The organism is Nitratireductor lacus, from assembly GCF_056431025.1.
Genome location: NZ_JBWKMB010000035.1, coordinates 1 through 23,678, shown reverse-complemented (window position 1 = coordinate 23,678; position 23,678 = coordinate 1). Strand labels below are relative to the sequence as shown.

The 23,678-nt window shown below is 62.6% G+C and carries 19 protein-coding genes; 10 read left to right on the top strand and 9 right to left on the bottom strand.

Annotated elements, in window-relative coordinates:
- Positions 1–1,158 carry an amino acid ABC transporter permease gene (locus AC07E3_RS20515; protein WP_336065463.1) on the top strand — a complete coding sequence of 386 codons (1,158 nt, stop codon included), beginning with the start codon at positions 1–3 and terminating at the stop codon, positions 1,156–1,158.
- A gap of 26 nt (positions 1,159–1,184) precedes the next feature.
- On the top strand, positions 1,185–1,988 hold the full coding sequence (locus AC07E3_RS20510) for an amino acid ABC transporter ATP-binding protein (protein WP_336065461.1): 804 nt from the start codon (positions 1,185–1,187) through the stop codon (positions 1,986–1,988).
- A gap of 402 nt (positions 1,989–2,390) precedes the next feature.
- On the opposite strand, the gene AC07E3_RS20505 is transcribed toward AC07E3_RS20510, so the two are convergent.
- Together AC07E3_RS20505 and AC07E3_RS20500 are read right to left on the bottom strand one after the other, a co-directional pair.
- Complete coding sequence (locus tag AC07E3_RS20505; protein ID WP_478364512.1) at positions 2,391–3,617, bottom strand: FAD-dependent monooxygenase; 1,227 nt, start codon at positions 3,615–3,617, stop codon at positions 2,391–2,393.
- 16 nt (positions 3,618–3,633) lie between these two features.
- Positions 3,634–3,876, bottom strand: a complete 243-nt coding sequence (locus tag AC07E3_RS20500; protein WP_025030809.1) for a zinc-finger domain-containing protein — start codon at positions 3,874–3,876, stop codon at positions 3,634–3,636.
- Between the two features lie 159 nt (positions 3,877–4,035).
- On the opposite strand from AC07E3_RS20500, the gene AC07E3_RS20495 reads away from it, so the two are divergent.
- Together AC07E3_RS20495 and ppx are read left to right on the top strand one after the other, a co-directional pair.
- A complete protein-coding gene (locus AC07E3_RS20495) occupies positions 4,036–6,255 on the top strand; it encodes an RNA degradosome polyphosphate kinase (protein WP_336065453.1) in 2,220 nt (739 codons plus the stop codon).
- 12 nt (positions 6,256–6,267) lie between these two features.
- Positions 6,268–7,785 (top strand): exopolyphosphatase, encoded by a 1,518-nt coding sequence (gene ppx, locus AC07E3_RS20490; protein WP_478364509.1) that lies wholly within the window; start codon positions 6,268–6,270, stop codon positions 7,783–7,785.
- Positions 7,786–7,882: 97 nt separating this feature from the next.
- On the opposite strand, the gene rnd is transcribed toward ppx, so the two are convergent.
- The 5 genes from rnd to AC07E3_RS20465 form a co-directional block, all read right to left on the bottom strand.
- Positions 7,883–9,061: a ribonuclease D gene (rnd, locus tag AC07E3_RS20485; RefSeq protein WP_478364507.1), complete on the bottom strand. Its 1,179-nt coding sequence runs from the start codon at positions 9,059–9,061 to the stop codon at positions 7,883–7,885.
- 56 nt (positions 9,062–9,117) lie between these two features.
- Positions 9,118–10,362 carry an MFS transporter gene (locus AC07E3_RS20480; protein WP_065817729.1) on the bottom strand — a complete coding sequence of 415 codons (1,245 nt, stop codon included), beginning with the start codon at positions 10,360–10,362 and terminating at the stop codon, positions 9,118–9,120.
- Positions 10,363–10,492: 130 nt separating this feature from the next.
- Positions 10,493–11,179, bottom strand: a complete 687-nt coding sequence (locus AC07E3_RS20475; protein WP_478364504.1) for an ABC transporter ATP-binding protein — start codon at positions 11,177–11,179, stop codon at positions 10,493–10,495.
- A complete protein-coding gene (locus AC07E3_RS20470) occupies positions 11,176–12,417 on the bottom strand; it encodes an ABC transporter permease (protein ID WP_478364502.1) in 1,242 nt (413 codons plus the stop codon). The genes AC07E3_RS20475 and AC07E3_RS20470 overlap by 4 nt, the downstream gene beginning before the upstream one ends.
- Before the next feature lies 1 nt (position 12,418).
- Complete coding sequence (locus AC07E3_RS20465; RefSeq protein WP_478364500.1) at positions 12,419–13,453, bottom strand: efflux RND transporter periplasmic adaptor subunit; 1,035 nt, start codon at positions 13,451–13,453, stop codon at positions 12,419–12,421.
- A 119-nt stretch (positions 13,454–13,572) separates the two neighbouring features.
- Here AC07E3_RS20465 and AC07E3_RS20460 point away from each other — a divergent pair, with 119 nt between their 5' ends.
- On the top strand, positions 13,573–14,235 hold the full coding sequence (locus AC07E3_RS20460; RefSeq protein ID WP_478364498.1) for a TetR/AcrR family transcriptional regulator: 663 nt from the start codon (positions 13,573–13,575) through the stop codon (positions 14,233–14,235).
- Positions 14,236–14,284: 49 nt separating this feature from the next.
- Here the strand turns inward: AC07E3_RS20460 and AC07E3_RS20455 are convergent, their stop codons facing one another.
- Entirely contained in the window at positions 14,285–14,989 is a 705-nt protein-coding gene (locus tag AC07E3_RS20455; RefSeq protein ID WP_478364496.1) for a glutathione S-transferase family protein, read from the bottom strand.
- A 115-nt stretch (positions 14,990–15,104) separates the two neighbouring features.
- Between AC07E3_RS20455 and AC07E3_RS20450 the strand changes: the two genes are divergently transcribed.
- Positions 15,105–15,446: a winged helix-turn-helix transcriptional regulator gene (locus AC07E3_RS20450; protein ID WP_007010394.1), complete on the top strand. Its 342-nt coding sequence runs from the start codon at positions 15,105–15,107 to the stop codon at positions 15,444–15,446.
- Between the two features lie 134 nt (positions 15,447–15,580).
- Positions 15,581–17,368 (top strand): aspartate--tRNA ligase, encoded by a 1,788-nt coding sequence (aspS, locus tag AC07E3_RS20445; RefSeq protein WP_322339309.1) that lies wholly within the window; start codon positions 15,581–15,583, stop codon positions 17,366–17,368.
- Positions 17,369–17,510: 142 nt separating this feature from the next.
- On the opposite strand, the gene AC07E3_RS20440 is transcribed toward aspS, so the two are convergent.
- On the bottom strand, positions 17,511–18,701 hold the full coding sequence (locus tag AC07E3_RS20440) for a hypothetical protein (RefSeq protein WP_336065427.1): 1,191 nt from the start codon (positions 18,699–18,701) through the stop codon (positions 17,511–17,513).
- Positions 18,702–18,856: 155 nt separating this feature from the next.
- On the opposite strand from AC07E3_RS20440, the gene AC07E3_RS20435 reads away from it, so the two are divergent.
- The 3 genes from AC07E3_RS20435 (at position 18,857) to ampH (ending at position 23,412) form a co-directional block, all read left to right on the top strand.
- Entirely contained in the window at positions 18,857–19,723 is an 867-nt protein-coding gene (locus tag AC07E3_RS20435) for an alpha/beta hydrolase (RefSeq protein ID WP_336065424.1), read from the top strand.
- Between the two features lie 225 nt (positions 19,724–19,948).
- Positions 19,949–22,207 (top strand): DNA topoisomerase IV subunit A, encoded by a 2,259-nt coding sequence (gene parC / locus AC07E3_RS20430; protein WP_478364493.1) that lies wholly within the window; start codon positions 19,949–19,951, stop codon positions 22,205–22,207.
- 50 nt (positions 22,208–22,257) lie between these two features.
- Entirely contained in the window at positions 22,258–23,412 is a 1,155-nt protein-coding gene (gene ampH / locus AC07E3_RS20425) for a D-alanyl-D-alanine-carboxypeptidase/endopeptidase AmpH (protein WP_478364491.1), read from the top strand.
- The last annotated feature ends 266 nt before the right edge of the window (positions 23,413–23,678 follow it).

Below are 23,678 nucleotides of genomic sequence, written 5' to 3'. Positions count from 1 at the left end.
ATGCAAGAACACGATCTTTCCTTCGTTCGCGCCGAGATGGTGGCCAGTCAGAAACCGCCTGTCTCGGACCATGGCCCTGTTTCGTGGCTGCGCAAAAACCTGTTCGCCAACATGACGGACACGATTTTCACGATCCTCGGCATTGCGCTGATCGTGATGATCGTTCCGCCGGTGATCCAGTGGGCCTTTATCGATGCCCAGTGGACAGGGGCGGACCGGTCTGTCTGTGCCACCGTGGTGCAGGGCGGTACCCAGCCGGAAGGCTGGTCAGGCGCATGCTGGGCCTTTGTGGACGCCAAATTCCAGCAGTTCATGTTCGGGCGCTATCCAATCGACGAACGCTGGCGCGTTTACCTGACGGGCTTTCTGTTCGTGGCGCTTCTGGTGCCGCTCCTGCTCCCGAGCGTTCCGCGCAAGGGGCTGAACGCCATCCTTCTGTTCGTCGTTTTCCCGATTGTCGGTTTCTTCCTTCTCTCGGGCGGCGCGTTCGGGCTTCGGCCGGTGCCGACGCCGCTCTGGGGCGGGCTTCTGGTGACGCTGGTGCTTGCCTATGTGGGTATCGCGGTCTCTTTTCCGCTCGGCATTCTTCTGGCGCTTGGCCGCCGGTCGCAAATGCCGGTGGTGAAGCTTGTCTGCATTGTCTTCATTGAGACAATTCGCGGCGTGCCGCTGATCACGATCCTGTTCATGGCGAGCGTCATGCTGCCGCTCTTCCTGCCGCCGGGAACATCGTTCGACAAGCTTCTGCGGGCGCTGGTCGGCGTGGCGCTGTTTGCATCGGCCTATATGGCGGAAGTCATCCGCGGCGGCCTGCAGGCAATTCCGAAAGGGCAGTATGAGGGCGCCGATGCGCTGGGCCTGAGCTTCTGGAAGAAGATGAACCTTGTCGTTCTTCCTCAGGCGATCAAGCTGGTCATTCCAGGCATCGTCAACACCTTCATCGGCCTCTTCAAGGATACGAGCCTGGTCTACATCATCGGCATGTTCGATCTTCTGGGAGCCGTGCGGCAGAACTTTGCGGACGCGAACTGGGCATCGCCCCAGACGCCGATGACCGGCCTGGTGTTTGCCGGCTTCGTGTTCTGGCTGTTCTGCTTCGGCATGTCGCGCTATTCAATCTTCATGGAACGCCGGCTCGATACCGGCCACAAACGCTAGGCCCGTGGGCCAAGGGGAAACAACAAATGGCAAAGGAAAACGCCGTCAGAGCCGAAGAGCTCCGCGCAGACCGAAGCAAGATGCAGATCTCCGACACCGATGTCGCCATCGACATTGTCGGCATGCACAAATGGTATGGTGATTTTCATGTACTGAAAGACATCAATCTCAGGGTGATGCGCGGCGAGCGCATCGTCGTCTGCGGGCCATCCGGCTCGGGCAAATCCACCATGATCCGCTGCATCAACCGGCTGGAGGAGCACCAGAAGGGCAAGATCGTCGTTGACGGCATCGAACTCACCAACGATCTGAAAAAGATCGACGAGGTACGGCGCGAAGTCGGCATGGTGTTCCAGCACTTCAACCTGTTCCCGCATCTGACCATTCTGGAGAACTGCACGCTGGCTCCGATCTGGGTGCGCAAGACGCCCAAGAAGGAAGCCGAGGCGACCGCGATGCATTTCCTGGAGCGGGTGAAGATCCCGGAGCAGGCGAAAAAGTATCCTGGCCAGCTTTCGGGCGGTCAGCAGCAGCGTGTGGCGATTGCCCGCGCGCTGTGCATGAACCCGCGCATCATGCTCTTCGATGAGCCGACCTCGGCTCTGGACCCGGAGATGATCAAGGAAGTGCTCGATACCATGGTGGATCTCGCCGAAGAGGGGATGACCATGATCTGCGTCACCCACGAGATGGGCTTTGCCCGCCAGGTGGCCAACCGGGTGATCTTCATGGATCAGGGCCAGATCGTGGAGCAGAACACCCCGGCGGAGTTCTTTGACCATCCGCAGCACGAACGCACCAAGCTGTTCCTCTCGCAGATCCTGCACTGATCGTCCGGCAAAGGGCTGAAAACACGAACGCCGCGCCTCGTTCAGGGAGCGCAGCGTTCTGCATGTGGAGAGGCGGCGGGCAGGCCAGGCCGGCTAGATCGCCGTGCGTCCGTCCGGACACATAAAGGACGATCTAAACCATAAATGGAGCATCGGAATAAACCGAAAACCGGATTCCACTTTTCGGTCCGATGCAATAGATCGCCGTGCGTCCGTCCGGACGCACAAAGGACGATCTAAACCATAAATGGAGCATCGGAATAAACCGAAAACCGGATTCCACTTTTCGGTCCGATGCAATAGATCGCCGTGCGTCCGTCCGGACGCACAAAGGACGATCTAAACCATAAATGGAGCATCGGAATAAACCGAAAACCGGATTCCACTTTTCGGTCCGATGCTCTACCGCTCCTGGCCTTCCGTTTCGGCGTCGAAACCGTAGAGCCAGTCGAAATCCGCCATCAGGGCATCTTCGCTGCGCGCCTTCAGGATCATGTCACGCGCAAATGCCACGGGGCCGCCCGCGTGCCATGTGAAGCGGTTGAAGGCGCCGCGGCGGGCAACCCGGGTCACGCGCGGCTTGCGGATCGCTTCATAGGCGGCAAGGGCCGTGGCGGGATTGGCCCGGTGGAGGGCCAGGAAATTGGCGAGCACCACCGCATCCTCAATGGCCATACCGGCGCCCTGCGCGGCAAAGGGGGGAACCGCGTGGGCCGCATCGCCAATCAGCGCAAGCCCCTGCGGACTGGTCCATGCGTCGGCTGGGTTGACCGCGTGAACCGGCCAGACCGTCCAGGAGGCACCATCTGCTGCAGCAAGCCGGCCGAGAGCGGGACTGGCCCTGGCAAGAACCTTTTTCAGCGGCGCATCGTCCGCATCCTGCGCCCAGGCATTGAGCGGCACTTCGCCCGGGAGAATGGCAACGAGGTTGATCGCGGCCCCGCCACTGATCGGGTAGGCGACGAGATGAAACGCCGGATGCATGAAGGCGGTCACCCTGTCAGCCTCAAGCGCGCCGTTGCCGGCCGCCAGCGCCTGCTCGACGGGAAGCGTCGCGCGCCAGGCAATATAGCCGGTGAAACGGCTGCGCACCGCAGTGCGAACGAGGCGGCGCAGATGCGACCATACGCCATCGCCGGCGATCAGAAGCGGCGTGTGGATCTCCTCGGCAGCGCCGTTCCGCTCTACACGGAGGCGCACGCCGCCATCCTTATGGAACTCGGCTTTTTCGGCGAAGGCTCCGGTGACGATCTCGATCTGCGATTCGCTCTGCGCGCGCTGAAGAAGCGCGCTCTGCAGGTCCGCGCGATGCGCCACCAGATAGGGCGCGCCCCAGCGTGTCTTGGCTGCGGCACCCAGAGGGACGCTGGCGAGGGAGGAAAGGCCATCGGCCTTTTTGAGCTCCACGGCCTGCGGGCGTACGGCGCGGTCGCCGAGTGCGTCGAGCACGCCGAGGCGCGCAAGGAGGCGTGTCGCGTTGGGAGAAAGCTGCAGGCCTGCACCGACCTCGGTCAGTTCAGGCGCGCGCTCGTAAATGCGTACGGGCAATCCCCGTCGCGCCATGGCGAGCGCAGCCGTCAGGCCGGCAATGCCGGCCCCGACGATGATTGCGCGGGGAGCGTCCGTCATCGGCCTGTGGGGCCGATCAGGCCGCTTCGTCGAAGAGGCAGCCCTCGGGCTTCGTATCGGAAGCCTTCAGTGCTGGATTGTAGCGATAAAGCGTCGAGCAATAGGGGCAGACCCGCTCGTTTTCGTCGCCCATGTCGATGAACACATGCGGATGATCGAAGGGCGGATTGGCGCCGACGCACATGAATTCCTTCACGCCGATTTCGATCGCCTCGTGTCCGCTGGTGTTCTGGAAATGGGGAATGGCTGATCCGGCCATCATCGTCTCCCGCCTGGAATGCGTTGGAACTTGTGTGCGTTTGTAGCATAAACTGCATCTTTGCAAGCCTGTGATATGAAACTGTCGCAAAACCATGTCACCAGATAGTCTGGCGGCAAGCGAATTGCGTCATGTGGCTGGAAAGGCGTGAGTGAGATCATGAATGAACTGAAGCCGGTTCGGAACGAGTTTTCTCTGGAGACGGGCGCTGCCGATGAAATCGCCGGCGCCAGCCCGGACCGTTTCGTCAACCGTGAATTTTCCTGGCTCCAGTTCAACAGGCGGGTTCTGGACGAGGCACAGAACGAAAACCATCCCCTTCTGGAACGTCTGCGCTTCCTGTCGATCTCCGCCGATAATCTGGATGAGTTCTTCATGGTGCGTGTTGCCGGTCTCGCCGGTCAGGTGCGCGAGCACATCGCCACGCGCAGCGCCGATGGCCGCACCCCCGAAGAGCAGCTTGAACATGTGCTGCGCGAGGTGGCGCGGCTGCAGATCGACCAGCACGACAGCCTGAATGCGCTTCTCGCGCTCCTGGGCGGGGAGGGGATTGAACTTGTTCGTGCCGACGCCTTGAATCAATCTGACATGAAATGGCTGGAAGACCATTTCATGGAAGCGATTTTTCCGGTTCTGACCCCGCTTTCCATCGACCCGGCGCACCCGTTTCCCTTCATTCCGAACCTCGGTTTCTCCATCGCGCTCGAACTGCAGCACGAAGGGGAACTGGAGCCGATGACGGCGCTTTTGCGCCTGCCCGTTGCGCTCAAGCGGTTCATCCAGTTGCCCGATCGCAGCGGCACGGTCCGTTTCATCACGCTCGAAGATGTCGTCAGCCTGTTCATCGGCAAACTCTTCCCACGCTATCAGGTGATTGGCTCCGGCACGTTCCGCATCATCCGCGACAGCGATATCGAGGTTGAGGAAGAGGCCGAGGACCTTGTGCGTCTGTTCGAATCGGCCCTGAAGCGCCGCCGCCGGGGCTCCGTGATCCGCATCGAGTTCGACAATGAGATGCCGGAAGGCTTACGCGACTTTGTCGCAAGCGAGCTGGGTGTTGCCGAAAACCGCATCACCGTTCTGGAGCGGCCCCTGGCCATCAACCAGATTTCCGAGATTGTGAAGGTGCCGCGCGAGGACCTTCTGTTCCAGCCCTACAATCCGCGCTTTCCAGAACGCATCCGCGAACACAATGGCGACTGTTTCGCGGCGATCCGCGAGAAGGACCTGATCGTCCATCACCCTTATGAATCCTTCGACGTGGTGGTGCAGTTCCTGCGCCAGGCCTCGCAGGACCCGGAAGTGGTGGCGATCAAGCAGACGCTTTACCGAACCTCAAACGACAGCCCGATCGTGCGGGCGCTTATCGAGGCGTCCGAGGCGGGCAAGTCGGTCACGGCGCTGGTGGAACTGAAAGCGCGCTTCGACGAGGAAGCGAACATCCGCTGGGCGCGCGATCTGGAGCGGGCAGGCGTGCAGGTGGTGTTCGGCTTCATCGAATTGAAGACGCATGCGAAGATGTCGCTCGTGGTGCGCCGCGAGGAAGGCAAGCTGCGCAATTACTGCCATCTGGGAACGGGCAACTACCACCCGATCACGGCGCGGATTTACACCGATCTGTCCTATTTCACGGACGATCCTGAGATCGCGCGCGACGTGGCGCAGGTGTTCAACTTTATCACCGGTTATGCCGAGCCCGATGGCGAAATGCGGATTGCCGTATCGCCTTTCTCGCTGCGCAACCGGCTGCTCGACCATATCCGCGCGGAAATCGACCATGTGAAGGCGGGGCGCCCGGGCCAGATCTGGATGAAGATGAATTCGCTGGTCGATCCGCTGGTGATCGACGCGCTCTACGAAGCAGGGCAGGCGGGGGTAGAGATCGACCTGGTGGTGCGCGGCATCTGTTGTCTGCGTCCGCAGGTGCCGGGGCTTTCCGAGCGTATCCGTGTGAAATCCATCGTTGGCCGCTTCCTGGAACACAGCCGGATCTACTGTTTCGGCAATGGCCACGGCCTGCCATCCGACGAGGCGGTGGTCTATATTTCGTCGGCCGATATCATGCCGCGCAATCTCGACCGGCGGGTGGAAACCATGGTGCCGATCACCAATCCCACGGTGCATGAACAGGTTCTCGGGCAGATTATGCTCGGAAACATCATGGACAACCAGCAAAGCTTTGAAGTATTGCCCGACGGCACCTCTCGGCGCATTATGCCCGATGAGGGAGAAGAACCGTTCAACGCTCAGGAATATTTCATGACGAATCCGAGCCTATCCGGTCGCGGCAATGCCTTGAAGTCTCATGCGCCGAAGCGGATCGCCGCTTTCAAAAAGCGCAAGAAGGTGGATGCCGAAGCCGTTTCACCAACGGACTGACGGACACATCTTTTGGGCATAGCTGAATCTCAGGGCCGGCTTCAGGACCGGCGTCCCGTTTCGGTCATCGATATCGGGTCAAACTCGATTCGCCTCGTGATCTACGAGGGGGTCGCGCGCTCTCCGAGCGTGTTGTTCAACGAAAAAATGCTGGCCGGCCTCGGCAAGAGCATCGTCACGACGGGCGAACTCGACCCCGAAGGCGTGACGCGCGCGGTGGAGGAATTTCGCCGCTTTCGTGCGCTGTCGGAGCAGGCGGGCGCTGAATCGCTCCATGTGCTTGCGACCGCCGCGGCACGCGAGGCGAAAAACGGTCCGGACTTCATCCATCGGGCCGAAGACATTCTGGGCACGGACATTCGCGTGCTTTCCGGCCGCGAGGAGGCGAAATACTCCGCCTTCGGCATCATGTCCGGCTTCCACAAGCCGAACGGTATTGTCGGTGACCTTGGCGGCGGCAGTCTCGAACTCGTCGAGGTCGAGGGTTACGACATGGGCGACGGCATCACCCTGCCGCTCGGTGGCCTGAGGCTGAAGGAGATGGCGAAGAATTCCGTCACCAGGGCGGCACGCATCGCCCGCGATGAACTGGCCCGCGCCCCGTGGATGAAGGACGGGGCCGGGCGTCCATTCTACTGCGTGGGTGGCACATGGCGAAATCTCGCCCGCCTGCACATGCTGGAAACCGGCTATCCGCTCGAGGTGATGCACCATTACGAGATGGACATTGAGCAGTCGGTGGATTTTCTGAAGCGCGTCGCCGGTGGTGTCGATCGTTTCGCAGGCATCAGCCACATCTCCAAGAATCGCCGCACGCTTCTGCCTTATGGCGCAACGGTGCTGCAGGAGATCATCAAGGCGTCGAGCCCGTCCAAAATTATCTTCTCGGCGCTCGGCGTGCGCGAGGGCTATCTCTACTCGCTTCTGGAAGAAGAAGACCGCAGGCGCGATCCACTGCTTTCGGCCGCGCAGGAACTGGCCGTGCTGCGTTCGCGCTCGGTGACCCATGCGCGTGAACTGGCCGAATGGAGCGGGCCGGCTCTCGAGGCGCTCGGCATCGAAGAGACGGAAGAAGAAGCGCGCTATCGCAGGGCGGCGTGTCTGCTGGCCGATATCGGCTGGCGCGCGCATCCGGAATATCGCGGCACCCAATCGCTGAACATCATCGCCCATGGCTCCTTCATCGGCATCGACCATCCGGGCCGCGCCTTCATCGCGCTTGCGAATCTTTTCCGCCATGAGGGCCTGTTCAACGATGCGCTCTCGCCGCGCATGCGCCAGCTTGCAACGCCGCGTTATGTCGAGCGGGCGCGGATACTGGGCGGGCTTCTGCGCGTGGTCTACCTGCTGACGGCTTCGATGCCGGGCATCATTCCCAAGCTCAGATGGGAAAAGCGCGAAGACGGCACCACGGTTCTCCTGATCCCGAAATCGCACGAAGCCCTGATGGGCGAGCGCCCGGTTGGTCGCATGGCACATCTTGCGAAAGTGACGGGTCTGAACCTGGCGCTGGAAGTGGCGAAGGAATAGGCCGGCTTGTATTGAAAACCACCTTCTCGCCGCGTGCGGGGAGAAGGTGGCTCAGACCGAAGTGTGGGTGTCTTCGCCGATAGCGCAACCCGTGCCCCTATTCCGCAGCCTCGCTGCGGGCGTCGGCGGGCTCGAAAACCTCGATCTTCCGATTGTTGAAACGAAGGGCAAGCTCGCCCTCTATCAGTTTCACCGCTTCCTTGCCGAAGACCTCACGCCGCCAGCCGGACATGGCGGGGACATCCGCATCCGCGCCATCGGCCGCGATGCGGTCGATGTCGTCGCTCGAGGCAAGCATCTTCGGTGCAACGCCCTGCCTGTCGGCCACCAGCTTCAAGAGCACCTTGAGCAGTTCGGCGGCAGCGGCCGCACCTTCGGGTGCATGGGGTGGGCGCGGCAGGCGCGGCAGATCTTCCTTGGGCAGCGCCATGGCTCTGGCGACGGCGCCGAGCAGCCCGGTGGCGGCACCGGAACGCTCCCATCCCTTGGGAATGGTTCGAAGCCGCCCCAGCGCCTCGCTGTCGCGCGGGTGCTGCTGTGCCACTTCATAGATCGCGTCGTCCTTGATGACACGCCCACGCGGCACATTGCGTTCGCGCGCTTCGCGTTCGCGCCAGGCGGCGACGTGCTGGAGAATGGCGAAATCGAGAGGCTTCTTGACCCGGAGCTTGAGTCGCTTCCAGGCATCGTCGGGATGCGGGTCATAGGTCTCGCGTGCCGTCAGAACCGCCATTTCCTCATTGAGCCAGTGCGCGCGGCCCTCGCGTTCCAGCTCGGTCTTGAGATGCTGGTACACGTCGATCAGATGCGTGACGTCGGCAAGCGCGTAGCTTAGCTGCTTGTCGGAAAGCGGGCGGCGGCGCCAGTCGGTAAACCGCGACGACTTGTCGATGCGCGCCCCGGTGATCCTGGAGACGAGCTGGTCGTAGGAGACACTGTCGCCGAAACCGCAGACGGATGCCGCCACCTGGGTATCGAACAGCGGATGAGGAATAAGCCTGCCGAGATTGTAGACAATTTCGACATCCTGCCGCGCGGCGTGGAACACCTTGACGATATTTTCATCGGCCATGAGCGCGAAGAACGGCTTGAGGTCGATCCCGTCGGCCAGCGGATCGATGAGCGCGGTGACGCCGGGCGCGGCCATCTGGATCAGGCACAGCTCGGGCCAGAAGGTCGATTCGCGAATGAACTCGGTATCGACGGTGACAAAATCGGATTTTTGGAATGCGGCAATCGCCGCTTCTAGGTCTTGTTGCTTGGTGATCAGGTCCATTCTTTTTCTTTAGGTCATGCGGGAGAAAAAGGAAAGAAATCGGTTGTCCGCTGCGCCTATGTATCGCCCGCGGAGCGATGGTTGCGGCTGCGGCGCGCCATGCGCATGAAGACGGGCGAGGTGCGCAGAAGTGCGGCAAAGCGGCGGCGGCGGGCAGCGGGAACCGAGGGCCGCACGCTCATGCGGTAGAGCGTGACGCCGATCAGCACGGCATAGACGATGGACGTGTAGGAAAAGAGGGCATGCGGGCCGAAGCGCTGCATGAGCAGAGAGGCGAGCAGGGGCCCCGCCATCGCACCCAGCGAATAAAAGAACAGGAGGCCGGCTGCGAGCTGCACGAACTGGTCTTTCTCGGCGTGGTCGTTGGCGTGGGCGACCGACAGCGAATAGAGCGACATGGCGAAAGCGCCGAACAGGAAGACGAGCAACATGTTGGCGCTGCGGCTGTCGCCGGCGAACCAGACGATGGCAAGGGCCGCGACGAGCGCGCCGATTGTGGTGCCCAGAAGAACCATTCGGCGGTCGTGACGGTCGGAGAGCGCACCCAGCGGATATTGCATCACCGCACCGCCGACGATGCCGGCGCTCATGAAGGTGGCGATCTCGGAAACGCTGAGGCCGATGGACTGGCCGTAGATCGGCCCGACGATGCGGAAGGCGCTGTTGGTGAGGCCGACGGCGAAACAGCCGAAGGCCGCCAGCGGCGAGATGCGCCAGACGGCGGCAAGATCAAGGCGCAGCTCGGCCGGCGGGCGGGGGTTGGACCGGTCGGCCATGGACACCGGCACCAGCGACAGGGTGATCATCATGGCCATGACGGCGAAGGTGACGAAGCCTTCGATGCCGAGTGCCGGGAGCATGTATTGCGAGCCGGTGACGGCGGCGATGTCGATGATGCGGTAGACGGCCAGAACGCGGGCGCGGTTGGTGTTCTGCGCAGCCGAGTTGAGCCAGCTTTCGATGGTGGTGAACAGGCTCGAAAAGCAGATGCCCGAGAGAAAGCGCACGGCGATCCAGGCGAGTGGATCGACGAAGAGCACGAGTAGGAGCGCGCCGGCGGCGCCCAGCGCCGCAAGGGCCGCAAAGGCACGGATATGTCCCACCGCGCGCAGAAGACGCGGCACATAGAGACAGCCGATCAGAAAGCCCGCGAAATAGGCGCTGCCCATCAGGCCGATCGTGGTTTCGGAAAAGCCCTCCGCGGCGCCGCGAAGCGCGATCAGCGTGCCCTGAAGCCCGTTGCCGGCCAACAGGATGCCAGCGGCGATGAGAAGCGGGATCAGCGGGCGAAGGCTGGACATGGTGGAGGCCCGGGCTGGGAGGCGCGGCAGGTCGCACCGTTCATCATCGAGCTATAGGTTGCTCTGTGCCAATTCTCTTGGGCCAGAGGGCCGGGCCGATGGTCCCAGTTCGGTGCAGGCCCCGCTAGGGTCAATCGTCAACGGCGTCGGCCAGCATACCGTCCACCAGGTGGATGCGCCGGTCCATGCGTGCGGCCATGTCGAGATCGTGCGTGACGGCGACCACTGTCTTGCCGCGTTCGGTGACGAGATCGCGCAGGGTCTGAAACACCTGTTCGGAGCTTTTCGAATCGAGGCTGCCCGTCGGCTCGTCGGCAAACACCATGGGCGGATCGTTTGCGAGCGCGCGGGCGACGGCGACGCGCTGCCTCTGGCCGCCCGAAAGCTGGTATGGCTTCTTTTCGCAGTGATCTTCAAGGCCAAGCATGGCGAGAAGCTCGCCGGCACGATCGCGCATCTGCCTGCGCGAAAGCCGGCCAAGCTTGCGCATGGGGATTTCCACATTCTGACGGGCGCTGAATTCCGGCAAAAGGAAGTGAAACTGGAAGACGAAGCCGATCATTTCGAGCCGCGTGCGTGCCAGTTCGCCATCGCTCATCGGTGCCGTGTCGCGCCCCTCGATGGTGAGCGTGCCGCTCGTTGGCCGATCGAGCAGGCCCAGAAGATAGAGGAGCGAGGATTTGCCGGACCCGGACGGGCCGGTGATGGCCACGAATTCGCGCTCGGCAATCGTAAGCGATACATCCCTGACCAGCGTGACCGGGATGGTTTCGGGCAGGATGCGCGTCAGGTTTTCGGCTTCAAGCAACGCGCTCATGTGGCGCCCCGGATGATATCGACCGGATTGAGGCGCGCTGCCTTGCGGGCCGGCAGGTAGCCTGCCACGGCAGCCGAGCCGAGCGCGAATCCGGAGGCGATGGCATAGTGCAGCGCGCTCCAGGCGATGGGGAGTTCGGTTATTTCCTGCCCGCCGGCGTCGAGCTCGAAGCGGATGGAGGCGAGCGCATAGGTGAGGGCAAAGCCGAGCCCCCAGCCAAGAAGGGAGCCTGCCGCGCCGATGGCGATGCCTTCGATGACGAACATGCGCTGCATGTCGCTGCGGCTGAACCCCAGGGATTTCATGATGGCGATGTCGCGCGCCTTCTCATGGGTAATGGTGGACACGATGTTGAAAATGCCAAAACCGGCGACGAGAAGGATGGCGGCAACGACCGCATACATGATCACGTTCCGCACCACGAAGGCTTCCATGATCGATTCATTGGCCTCCTGCCAGGAAACCGCCTTGTAGCCGAGTTCTGCCTCGATGCGCCGTGCAGCCTCGCGGGCCGCATAGGGATCGTGGAGCTTGATGCGAATGTCGTTGATGGCGTTGGGGCGCTCGGAAAGAATCTGCGCGTTCTTCAGAAGCAGGTAGGCTTGGCCCTCGTCGCGGGCGGTGGTGCCGGTGTGGAACAGGCCGGTAATGCGGAAATTCCGCGACAGGCCGGACGACGAGACGGCGGTGACGGTGTCGCCGAGCCCCGCGCCCAGTTTCTCTGCCATGCGGTCGCCGACAACCAGATTGTTGCCGCCCTGCGAAAGCGTGGCAAAGCTGCCTTCCGTGAAATCCTCGACGATTGGCGAGATTGCACGCTCCATCTCGGGTTCGACGCCGACGAAAGCCGCCCCGGCCTCGCGGCCCTGATAGCGCACCACGCCCTGGGTTCTGAGGCTTTGCGCGAGATTGCCGGGCACCCAGCCTGTGAGCCATGCCATGGCAGCGGTGGGGTTGATGATGCCGCGCCGGTCGTCGGGCGGACGGATGCCGGAGATCGCGGCGGCGTCAAACTCGGTCTCGGCCGGTTGGCGCCGCGTGCTGCGCTGCTCGTCGGTGATCTGCACATGGGGCATGGTATCGATAAGCTGTTCGACGAAATCGTCCTGCCCGCCCTGCATCAGAGCCGCCATGGCGATGGAAAAGCCGACCCCGACAGCCACACCGACGACCGCCACCAGTGTCTGGCGGCCACGCCCGAGAATGTGGGTGACGGCGATGTCGAGGATGAGACGCATGTCAGCGGCTCTCGACGGAGACGCGGGCGCCGTCTTCGAGCCCGTCGGGGTAGGGGCTGATGATCTGCGCGCCGGCATCGATACCGGAGAGAATTTCGATCCGCTCCGTGCCGCGTATGCCGGTTTCCACGGTCCGCCTGCGCGCGACATCATCTTCAACGATAAACAGCGTGTCGCCGTCAAGCACGAGCGCGGGCACCAGAAGAGCGTCCTCGACCACACGGGTGACGATGTTGGCGTCGACCGACATGCCGATCATCAGCGGCGTGTCCTCCGGCAGGGCAAGCCGCACCCGGTAGGTGCGTGTGACGGGGTCGCCCTTGGGGGTGATGCTGTCCACCGTTGCTTCAAGTTCGCTGCGTGGAAAGGCATCGGACCGGATCAAAACACGCTGGCCGGCTACGACACGCGGAATGTCCTCTTCATTGACCTCGGCAATGACGATGCGCGGGTGCGGCCGCCCGACCCAGAACAGAACGTTGCCTGGCTCCGCGATCTCACCCACCTCGGCATCCTGACGCAGTATGAGACCGTCGCCGGGCGCGCGCAGCTCGTAGTTTTCGAGACGTGCGGTCTGGCCGGCGATCAGCGCTTCCACCTGGCTGACCTCGGCGCGGGCGCGCTCCAGGGCGGTGACGCTGGTGACATTGCGTTCGACCAGAAGTGTCAGGCGGTCGCGCTCGTCGACGGCAAGTTTCTGCCGCGCCCTGAGCTCGGTGAGCGTGGCCTCGGCTTCGCTGGCATCGAGACGCGCCAGCACGTCGCCCTTCGCCACGCGGGCTCCCTCGCAGTTGCAGACCTCGACGATCCGCTCGCGCACCAGCGACGTGACCTTGGCCCAGTTTCGGGGCTCCACCACGCCGGAGGCGAAGACGATCTCGGCGGCACTGCCTTGCTCAGGGTATGCGACGGAAACCGCTTCGGGCCTTCCGTAATACCAGAAGGCGGCGCCGGCGGCGGCAGCCAGCACGGCGGCCGCGAAAAGGAGGCGGAGGGGCTTCACATCACTCTCCCGGACAGCCGCCCGATGCGGCATTATAAATACGATACAGAATTGTATATAAATAATTCTGCCTGTACAATAACCTTGTCGCAGCGCGCCCGTGCCCCGCATTGATCTGGCGCAACCGGCGACTGCGACTGGTGAAGGAGACGGTGCTGACTGAGGCGGGCAGGAACAAGGTGCAGAAGGCGCGCGGACCCGGACGACCGCGCGACCCTCGGACGGACGCGGCCATACTCGACGCTGCCCTGAAGCTTTTCGTGGCCAGCGGGCTGGACGGGGCGAGCTTCGAGAAGATCGCCCGCGAGGCAGGGGTGACGCGCGCCACCATCTATCGTCGCTGGTCGTCCCGCGAAACGCTGATTGCCGATGCGCTCGGGCGTTTGAAGGAGAATGCCGAGCAGGATTTCGGCCCGTGGGAGCAACTGCCGCTCGAAACGCTGATCGGCATGATGATCGACCACGGACCCAGAGCCTGGGTGGAGCTCGACGCCCGCCGTCTTCTGGCGCGCATCATAGGCTCGGTGCCGGACGCGCCGGGCCTGCTCGAGATCTACTGGGAGGTTCACATTGCGCCGCGCCGCGCCGCGTTCAACATCATTCTCGAGCGCGCAAGGAGCGAAGGCGCGCTTTCCCCCGGGACGGACGCAGACATGTTTCAGGACATGTTCAGCGGTGCGCTCATGCATGAACTGCTTCTAAAGCCCGGCGCGAAGAGCGAAGCGGGATTGCGGGACTATTTCATCCGGCTCCTGCGCGAACTCGGCCTGGGCGACGCGGTGGAGCGCTATCTGCGCTCCACGAGACGGGATTGACGTGAAGCGGGCAGCGACCAGTTCAGCATGTCCGCTGCCCGCGTGCGTCCTATTTTCCGTACCGTTCGATCACCTCGTGCAGCGGCACGTGCCCAAGACAGACACCGGAACCGCCGGCATCCTCTCCGCTTTCGAGCGCGAGCGCATAGGCGACGGCGGGCTCGGCCTCGATCCGGCGGCGGATTTCGGCAAGCTTCGGCCAGCGTTCCGTGGACGCCACCTCGTGGAAATCCAGCCAGCGGGCGACGCCGACGAGAACACCGTCGGCGAGCGAAGGGCGCTCTCCAACGAGAAACGGCCCGTCGCCGACCATCGCCTCGAGCCTGTCGTGACGTTCGATGACGGCGTCACGGCCGAAGGCGCGCAGGGCTTCCTTTGTCTGCGGGGCGAGCTCTTCCATCTCCATGGCGGCCCACAGGGGGCCGAAAGCCGAGGTGAAGCCCGTATTCACATAGGCCATGATCTGGTGCATGCGGTCTGCCTCGGCTGAGCGCGGCGCGAAGCTGATGCGGCGTTCGTCATCGCGCGCTTCCAGCCACGCGGCGATGGCCATCGTTTCGCTCAGTGGCGCGCCCGCATCGGTGATGAGCACCGGGGTCTCATGCCGGGCGTTGATCCGCGCATAGGAAGGCTCGCGCATCTCGCCGAGCATATCGACCCGGCAGAGCCTGTAGGGTTTGCCAAGCCATTCCAGCGCGGCCACAAGTCCCATGGAGCTTCCCGCCGGGAAGCCATAGACAAGAATCGGTTCCATTTGTCGTTCTCCGTGATTTCTCGGTGATCACGCCGCGCAGCGAGGCTGGAACCTAGCGGCTTGTGCCCCCATGTAAATTACGCACTTTTTTGTAACCCCGGACTGGACCCTCGCCATGAAAGATCTGGTTTCGCGCTGTCCCATCGAAGAGGTGATGCGCGTGCTGAGCGGCCGCTGGCCGACGCTGCTCATCTACTATCTGAAGGAGGGCACGAAGCGCTTCAGCGAGTTGCAGCGCGACAACCCGACCGTGTCCCACCGGATGCTTTCGCTGGAACTGCGCAAGCTCGAACAGGCCGGCATCGTTGAGCGCACGGTGTTCGACGGTTACCCGCTGCGGGTCGAGTACGATCTGACCAGGGCGGGGCTCGATCTCGTGCCGCTGATCGATGCGCTTGGCGACTGGTGGACCGAAACCGATGACACGCGCGCGCTCGTTCCGGGCGAAAAGGCCTGACGGTGGAGACGGTCCCGGGCGCTTCCGGTCCCACACCTTGACAAATCGTACCTCTCATGCGCTTTTCGCGCCGACCTTCCGGGACGGTTCCGGCCTCTCCCGAGCACGAATTCCAAGACACGGATGATATGACCATGCATCGCTATCGCAGCCATTCCTGCGCCGAACTCAGAAAATCCGACGTGGGCACGAATGTGCGCCTGTCCGGCTGGGTGCATCGCGTGCGCGACCATGGCGGCCTCCTGTTCATCGATCTGCGCGATCATCACGGCGTGACGCAGATCGTCGCCGATCCCGATTCTCCGTCGTTCAAGACGGCCGAAAGCGTTCGTGGCGAATGGGTGATCCGTGTCGATGGCGAGGTGAAGGCACGCACAGACGAGACGATCAACAAGAACCTGCCGACCGGTGAGGTGGAGATTTTCGCCCGCGCGATCGAAGTGCTTTCCGAGGCGAAGGAACTGCCGCTGCCGGTGTTTGGCGAGCCGGATTATCCTGAAGACATTCGCCTCAAATACCGCTTCCTCGACCTGCGCCGCGACACGCTGCACAAGAACATCGTCCAGCGTACGAAGATCATCGCCGAGATGCGCCGCGCCATGGGCGAGGCGGGCTTTACCGAATATTCGACGCCGATCCTGACGGCCTCCTCGCCCGAGGGCGCGCGCGACTTCCTCGTGCCGTCGCGTCTTCACGAGGGCAAGTTCTACGCCCTGCCGCAGGCGCCGCAGATCTACAAGCAGTTGATCATGGTGTCGGGCTTCGACCGTTATTTCCAGATCGCGCCCTGCTTTCGCGACGAGGACCCGCGCGCCGACCGCCTGCCGGGCGAATTCTACCAGCTTGACCTGGAAATGAGCTTCGTCGAGCAGGAGGACGTGTTCCAGACCATGGAACCGGTCATGCGCGGCATCTTTGAAACGTTTGCCAATGGCAAGCCGGTGACGGACGTCTTCCCGCGCATTCCCTATGACGAGGCGATGCGCAAATACGGTTCCGACAAGCCGGATCTGCGCAACCCCATCGAGATGGAAGACGTCTCCGAGCACTTCCGTGGCTCGGGCTTCAAGGTTTTCGCCAACATTCTCGCCAATGACGAAAAGGCCGAAGTGTGGGCCATTCCTGCCCGCACCGGCGGCTCCAGAGCCTTCTGCGACCGCATGAACTCCTGGGCGCAGGGCGAGGGCCAGCCGGGGCTCGGCTATATCTTCTGGCGCAAGGAAGGCGAGGGACTTGAGGGCGCCGGCCCCATCGCCAAGAATATCGGCCCGGAGCGCACCGAGGCGATCCGCACCCAGCTTGGCCTTGAGGACGGCGATGCCTGCTTCTTCGCTGCAGGCGACCCGAAGAAATTCGCCGCTTTTGCAGGCGCCGCCCGCACGCGGGCCGGCGAAGAGCTCGATCTGGTCGACCGCGATCAGTTCAAGCTCGCCTGGATTGTCGACTTCCCCTTCTATGAGTGGAACGAGGACGAGAAAAAGATCGACTTCGGCCACAACCCGTTCACCATGCCGCAGGGCGGTCTGGAGGGGCTCGAGGGCGAGGATCCGCTCGCGCTCAAGGCTTACCAGTACGATCTCGTCTGCAATGGTTTCGAGATCGCTTCGGGCGGCATCCGCAATCATCTGCCTGAGGTCATGGTCAAGGCGTTCGAGAAGGTCGGCTTCACACAGCAGGATGTGGAAGAGCGTTTCGGCGGCCTCTACCGCGCGTTCCAGTATGGCGCGCCGCCCCATGGCGGCATGGCGGCCGGCATCGACCGCATCGTGATGTTGCTGCTTGGCGCGAAGAACCTGCGCGAGATCACCATGTTCCCGATGAACCAGCAGGCACAGGACCTCCTGATGGGCGCCCCCTCGGAGGCGAGCGCCGCACAGCTTCGCGAATTGAACCTGCGGCTTGCGCCGGTCAAGAAGGATTGAGTGAGCGAATAGTGAGTAGCGAGTAGCGAATAGCTGGTCGCAAAAAGAAAGGGGTTGCAGGCCTTACACGGCTTGCAACCCTTTTTTCGCTATTCGCTATTCGCTATTCGCTATTCGCCATTCGCTATTCGCTATTCGCCATTCACTCATTCGCCGTAATCGAAAGCCCCACCTGCTTCGCCAGCGCCTCGGGTGAGCCCATCGCGGTGCCCATCAGAACGGCGAACGGAATGCCTTCCTCCGGTGCAACGCTGATCGTGATGTTGCGCGGGTTGTCGAGATAGGCGGTGACGGCCCTGGACAGGCTCTGCGTCAGGTCCGGGCCGAGATACTGACCGGCCATGAGGGGCACGATCGCCTTGGCCTGATTGGCCACGTCTTCCGGCTGGACGCCCTGCTGCTCCGCCGCATAGGCGAGCACCTTGCCTGTCAGGGAAGCGTCTGAGAAGCGGATCGACGCACCGTGCAGGCTGAGCTGCTGCATGAGGCCGAGCATGGCAAGCCCCTGCGCCTGCTTCTGTTCTTCCGTGGCGCTTTCCATCTGCTTCTGCATTTCCTGCAGGGTGCGGATGAATTCCGGTGTGTAGCCGCTGATGTCCGCCGTGATCGCCAGGGTGCCGGCGTTCTCGACCTTGACGTCGTAGCGGGTGATCTTCATGCGGCCATCTTCCAGGGCCCAGCTTCCGGCCATGTCGACGCGGCCCGAAAGCTCCTCGTAGCTGTATTCACCGAGCTTGCTACGCGCGGCGCTGTTGTTGGCGAGTGCTGCGACATCCACCCAGAAATTCTCGACGGCGCCGACGAAGGACAATTCACCGGTTCCGTCACCGAGCGTGGTGTCGGCGCTGAGCGATTCGAGCGTGAAGACGGGGTCTTCATCCTTGCCCACGCGCGCTTCGTCGACGGCGAAGCGGCGATACTGCATCAGGCCGCCATAGGGCGCGTTTTCGCCCTCCTTCGGCAGGATGAGTCCTTCGATGGAAAGCCCGCTCAGCGCGATGTCAAAACCTCCTTCCGACTGCTCGAAACTGTCGATCGCGATCCGGCCGATCTCATAGACGCTGTCGGTCTCGCTCACATTCTCCAGCAGAAAATCGCCGAGCTCAACCTTCGCTTTGACGTCGACGAGGCCAAGGGATGCACCCTCGAGAATGATCGAATCGCCTTCCTGGCGTACGCCGGTCCATTCTGCCGTCAGCCCCTGATCCTCAAGCAGGGTCTTGTAGCGGGCGGCGACCTCTTCCGCCTCCCAGGCCCAGGCGGGCTGCAGCGCCGTGGCCGAAAGAAGGGCAGCGAGCGAAAGGGACTTCAGCTTGGTCACAGGGCTGAGCATGGGAATTTCCTTGAAATTGCGTAAGGTAACAGTCATCCAACGGCTTGGTCGCCGGGAAATGCGGTCTGAGGATGACCTGAGGGCAATCCTGTGTCAATTTTGCGGGCGTTCAAATGGTTTATGCGCCATCAAGATATCTCTGGGAGAGGTGAGGAATGCGGGCACTGGGGCGATTTGGAGCCGGGTTTTTTCTGCTGATTCTTCTGTCCTTTGCCGCCCGGGCGGTGGAGCTTCACGAAGGCATCACATACCGGAGCGGCCTGAAACTGGATATTCACGCGCCCGACCGCCCCGGCCGGACGGCACAGGCGGGCGTGGTGCGCATGAATCTCTTCTCCTTCGGCGGCCGCAAGGCGCCCGTGGTGATTTACGCCCATGGTGGCGGATGGGTGAAGGGATCGCGCAAGAAAGTCTATTCGCTGCCCGAATGGCTCACCGCGCGCGGCTATGTGCTGGTGGCGATCGACTATCGCAAGGTTCCGCAGACCACCATTGACGGTCAGGTGAATGATCTTTCGGCGGCGATATCGTGGGTGCGCTCCAACATTTCGCGCTATGGCGGCGACCCCTCGCGCATCGTGCTGATGGGGCATTCGGCCGGCGCGCATCTGGTGGCGATGGCGGCAGCCCGCAATACTGCGGGCTCCGTGCGGGGGGTCATCCCCAACGATGTGCAGGCCTATGACATGGTCGCCTATGCCGGCATGCGCGGCTCGCTCGGCTATCCCTATATCAACGCCTTCGGGTCGGATCCCAATGACTGGGTGCGCTGGTCGCCCGTCACCTATGCGCGGCGTGGCTCTGGCTTCCCGCCGCATCTCTTCCTGCATTCGGGCTCCAACGGCGCGCGCCGCAAGGCGCTGACCAATGGCTATGCCAATCTTTTGAAGGCGCGGGGCGCGCGTGCGGCCGTTTTTGACGGCGGGCGCTACACGCATGGCTCCATTGCCCGCAAGCTCGGCCAGCCGGGCGACCCCGCCACGGCGACCATTGAGCGGTTTCTGGCGCAGGTGACGAGGTGAAGGGAGCGAATGGTGAAGAGAGCGAATAGGGAATAGCGAATAGGGAATAGGGCTGGACACCTGCGTCGCCTGAGGCAATCCATACTCGCTACTCGCTACTCGCTACTCGCTACTCGCTACTCGCTACTCGCTACTCGCTACTCGCTACTCGCTACTCGCTACTCGCTACTCGCTACTCGCTACTCTCCCCTTGCCGCGAATCGCCCGCTGGTCTAACCCGAAACCATGGGAAAAGATTTGCTTCCGCCCGGTGGCGACGGCGGCGATGCCGTCGAGCCGGTCGATCTTAAAAAGGCGCTTGAAGAGCGCTATCTCGCCTATGCGCTGTCGACGATCATGCACCGCGCTCTGCCGGATGTGCGTGACGGGCTGAAGCCCGTGCATCGGCGCATTGTCCACACGATGCGGCTTCTGCGCTTGAGCCCCGACCAGGGCTTTGCCAAATGCGCGCGCATCGTCGGCGACGTGATGGGCAAGTTCCATCCGCATGGCGACCAGTCGATCTATGATGCGCTGGTGCGCCTGGCGCAGCCCTTTGCCATGCGTTACCCGCTGGTCGACGGGCAGGGCAATTTCGGCAATATCGACGGCGATAACGCGGCCGCCATGCGCTACACCGAAGCGCGCATGACCGAGGTCGCCTCGGAAATCCTGACCGGCATCACCGAGGATGCGGTCGATTTCCGCCTGACCTACAATGAGGAAGATGAGGAGCCCACCGTGCTCCCCGGCGCTTTCCCGAATCTTCTGTGCAATGGTTCGTCGGGCATTGCCGTTGGCATGGCCACTTCGATCCCACCGCACAATGCGGCCGAAGTCTGCGATGCGGCGCTGGCCGTCATCGACGATCCGGACGTCGATCCCGAACGGCTGCTCGAATTCGTCAAGGGGCCGGATTTTCCGACCGGCGGCATCATCGTCGAGGATCAGGCCTCGATCCGCGAAGCCTATGCGACCGGACGCGGCGGGTTCCGCGTGCGGGCGCGCTGGCACAAGGAGGACCAGGGGCGCGGCATGTGGACGGCCGTGGTCACGGAGATCCCCTATGGCGTGCAGAAATCGCGGCTGATCGAAAAGATCGCCGAGCTGATCATCTCGCGCCGGCTGCCGCTTCTGGAAGACATTCGCGATGAGAGCGCGGAAGACATCCGCATCGTGCTGGTTCCCAGGAGCCGCACTGTGGCTGCGGAGCTGCTCATGGAATCGGTTTTCAAGCTGACCGATCTGGAAAGCCGTTTCCCGCTCAACATGAACGTGCTTTCGCGCGGCAAGGTGCCGGGCGTGCTCTCGCTCAAACAGGTGCTGCGCGAATGGCTCGACCATCGGCGCGAGGTGCTTCTGCGCCGCTCGCGCCACCGGCTCGCCGAAATCGAGAAGCGGCTGGAAATCCTCGCCGGCTATCTGGTCGCCTATCTCAACATCGATGAGGTCATCAGGATCATCCGCGAAGAGGATGAGCCCAAGAAGGTGATGATCGCGCGGTTCGAATTGACCGACACGCAGGCCGAGGCGATTCTCAACATGCGCCTGCGCGCCCTGCGCAAGCTCGAGGAATTCGAGATCCGCAAGGAGTTCGAGAAGCTCTCAGAGGAAAAGGACGGCATCGAGGCGCTGCTGGCCTCCACCGCACGCCAGTGGAAGACGGTGCGCTGGGAGGTTGCGAAGGTGCGCCAGACCTTCGATCCGGAGAAGAACCCGGGTCTGGGCAAGCGCCGCACCACCTTCGCCGACGCGCCGGAGCACGATCTGGAAGATGTGCACGAGGCGCTGATCGAGCGCGAGCCGATCACCGTGGTTCTCTCCGAAAAAGGCTGGCTCCGCGCCATGAAGGGGCATCTGGCCGATTTCTCGTCTCTGTCCTTTAAGGAGGGCGACAGCCTCAAGATCGCCTTCCATGCGCAGACGACCGACAAGATCCTGCTTTTCACCACGGGCGGCAAGGTCTTCACCATCGGCGCCGACCGTCTGCCCGGAGGGCGCGGTCATGGCGAGCCGGTGCGCATCATGGTCGACATGGAGAACGATCAGGCCATCGTGACGGCCTTCGCGCATGATCCCGAGCGCAGGCTTCTGGTCGCATCGCATGCGGGCAACGGCTTTGTCGTTGCCGAGAAGGAGATCGTCGCCAACACCCGCAAGGGCAAGCAGGTGATGAACGTGAAGGCACCGGATGAGGCCAAGCTCTGCCTGCCGGTTTTGGGCGACCATGTGGCGGTCGTCGGCCAGAACCGCAAGCTGCTTGTTTTCCCGCTTTCCGAAGTGCCGGAGATGTCGCGCGGCAAGGGCGTGCGCCTGCAGCGCTACAAGGATGGAGGTGTTTCCGACATCAAGACCTTCGCCATGGAAGAGGGGCTTTCATGGAAGGATTCGGCTGACCGGACCTTCGTCAAGACACGCGAGGAGCTCACCGAATGGATGGGCAACCGCGCTGCCGCCGGTCGCATGGCGCCGAAAGGATTTCCGCGCACCGGTAAATTCGGCTGAGGATTGTGAGCCGGGCCTGAACCACATCGCGCAGAAAGAGGAGGGGTGAGATGCTGCACTGGAACGGAAGGGGTCTTCGGGCTGTCGCGTTTGCGCTGGCTGGATCGATCGGCCTGGCGCAGTCCTCTTTCGCAGAGGACAGGGTGCTGAGCGATGCGGTCGAGTTCTCCGGCCAGATCCTCTATCTGCAGACCGATGTTCCCGGTCTCGTGATTGGCGCGGTGCGCAATGGCGAGACCGCCGTGTTCGGCTTCGGTGAAACCGCGAAGGGTAGCGGCAAAACCCCGGACGGCGACACGCTGATGCGGGTCGGCTCCGTGACCAAGGTTTTCACCGGCGCCGTGCTGGCGAGCCTTGTCGCCGATGGCTCGGTGAAATTCACCGACCATCTGCAGGATCGCCTCGGCTGGGATGTGACCGTTCCGGCGCTGGACGACAAGCCGATCCGTCTGATTGACCTCGCCACACACACGTCCGGCCTGCCGCGCGAGGTCGACCGCGAACCCGGTCCGGAGAATGATCCCTTCTCCACGCTCACGAAAGAGACCTACGAGAAGGCGCTTGCCGAGGGCGTGCAGCTCTTTCCAGCCGGAACCGGCGGGCTCTACTCCAATTTCGGCTTTGACATGCTGGCCGCTGCTCTCGGCTCTGCTGTCGGCAAACCCTATGACGCGCTGCTTGCAGAGCGTGTTCTGGAGCCGCTCGGCATGACAGACACGACTTTTGCCCCCTCGGAGAGTGACAGCAATCGACTGATGCAGGGGCATAATTTCGATGGCTCGCCACTGCCAGATGTGCCCAACACGCCTGTCATGTCGGGGGCGAGTGGGCTCTATTCAACCGCCAACGACATGGTGAAGTGGCTAAAATGGCATCTCGACCGTTTTTCGCCGGAAATGGCGGAGATGCGATTTCTCGACCACGCGGCCTATGTGCAGCGCGATGCGCTCGATCCCACCTACGGGTTTGACGAATCCGGCCACATGGACGCGATGGGCCTTGGCTGGATCGTGATGCAGCCGGAGGGCGACCGTCCGCTGATCCTGCAGAAGGCGGGCGGCCTGCAGGGCATGTTCGTCTATCACGCCTTTGCCCCGACGCGCGGGGTGGGCGTGTTTGTGGCGATCAACGAGTTCGATTTTTCTGCCTCCATGCTGATGGCGGAGGTGGTGAACGGCCTGATTTCCGACCTCGCTCCGCGTTGAGGCGCGCGCCGGTATGATCGCCGGCATGGGCTTCGTGCGTCCTTCGACAGGCTCAGGATGAGGGATGTGAGAGCATGGCGCAGAGGCGAGGGGCGCGGCTGGTGCGTCCTTCGACAAGCTCAGGATGAGGGAGGATGGAGCTCGACCTCTTTGAAAAGGAGGAAGAGCTTGGCCTGCTGCCGGTTTCGTGGACACCGAGATAAGGTGTTTTTGACGAAACCGGAGTTTGTGAATGCAGAGAAGGAAGTTTAGCCGCGAGTTCAAGC

Excerpts from the sequence above, each read along its gene's own strand:
- AC07E3_RS20515 (WP_336065463.1), top strand. The coding sequence starts at position 1 with ATGCAAGAACACGATCTTTCCTTCGTTCGCGCCGAGATGGTGGCCAGT.
- AC07E3_RS20510 (WP_336065461.1), top strand. The coding sequence starts at position 1,185 with ATGGCAAAGGAAAACGCCGTCAGAGCCGAAGAGCTCCGCGCAGACCGA.
- AC07E3_RS20505 (WP_478364512.1), bottom strand. The coding sequence starts at position 3,617 with ATGACGGACGCTCCCCGCGCAATCATCGTCGGGGCCGGCATTGCCGGC.
- AC07E3_RS20500 (WP_025030809.1), bottom strand. The coding sequence starts at position 3,876 with ATGGCCGGATCAGCCATTCCCCATTTCCAGAACACCAGCGGACACGAG.
- AC07E3_RS20495 (WP_336065453.1), top strand. The coding sequence starts at position 4,036 with ATGAATGAACTGAAGCCGGTTCGGAACGAGTTTTCTCTGGAGACGGGC.
- rnd (WP_478364507.1), bottom strand. The coding sequence starts at position 9,061 with ATGGACCTGATCACCAAGCAACAAGACCTAGAAGCGGCGATTGCCGCA.
- AC07E3_RS20480 (WP_065817729.1), bottom strand. The coding sequence starts at position 10,362 with ATGTCCAGCCTTCGCCCGCTGATCCCGCTTCTCATCGCCGCTGGCATC.
- AC07E3_RS20475 (WP_478364504.1), bottom strand. The coding sequence starts at position 11,179 with ATGAGCGCGTTGCTTGAAGCCGAAAACCTGACGCGCATCCTGCCCGAA.
- AC07E3_RS20470 (WP_478364502.1), bottom strand. The coding sequence starts at position 12,417 with ATGCGTCTCATCCTCGACATCGCCGTCACCCACATTCTCGGGCGTGGC.
- AC07E3_RS20465 (WP_478364500.1), bottom strand. The coding sequence starts at position 13,453 with ATGCCGCATCGGGCGGCTGTCCGGGAGAGTGATGTGAAGCCCCTCCGC.
- AC07E3_RS20455 (WP_478364496.1), bottom strand. The coding sequence starts at position 14,989 with ATGGAACCGATTCTTGTCTATGGCTTCCCGGCGGGAAGCTCCATGGGA.
- AC07E3_RS20450 (WP_007010394.1), top strand. The coding sequence starts at position 15,105 with ATGAAAGATCTGGTTTCGCGCTGTCCCATCGAAGAGGTGATGCGCGTG.
- aspS (WP_322339309.1), top strand. The coding sequence starts at position 15,581 with ATGCATCGCTATCGCAGCCATTCCTGCGCCGAACTCAGAAAATCCGAC.
- AC07E3_RS20440 (WP_336065427.1), bottom strand. The coding sequence starts at position 18,701 with ATGCTCAGCCCTGTGACCAAGCTGAAGTCCCTTTCGCTCGCTGCCCTT.
- AC07E3_RS20435 (WP_336065424.1), top strand. The coding sequence starts at position 18,857 with ATGCGGGCACTGGGGCGATTTGGAGCCGGGTTTTTTCTGCTGATTCTT.
- parC (WP_478364493.1), top strand. The coding sequence starts at position 19,949 with ATGGGAAAAGATTTGCTTCCGCCCGGTGGCGACGGCGGCGATGCCGTC.
- ampH (WP_478364491.1), top strand. The coding sequence starts at position 22,258 with ATGCTGCACTGGAACGGAAGGGGTCTTCGGGCTGTCGCGTTTGCGCTG.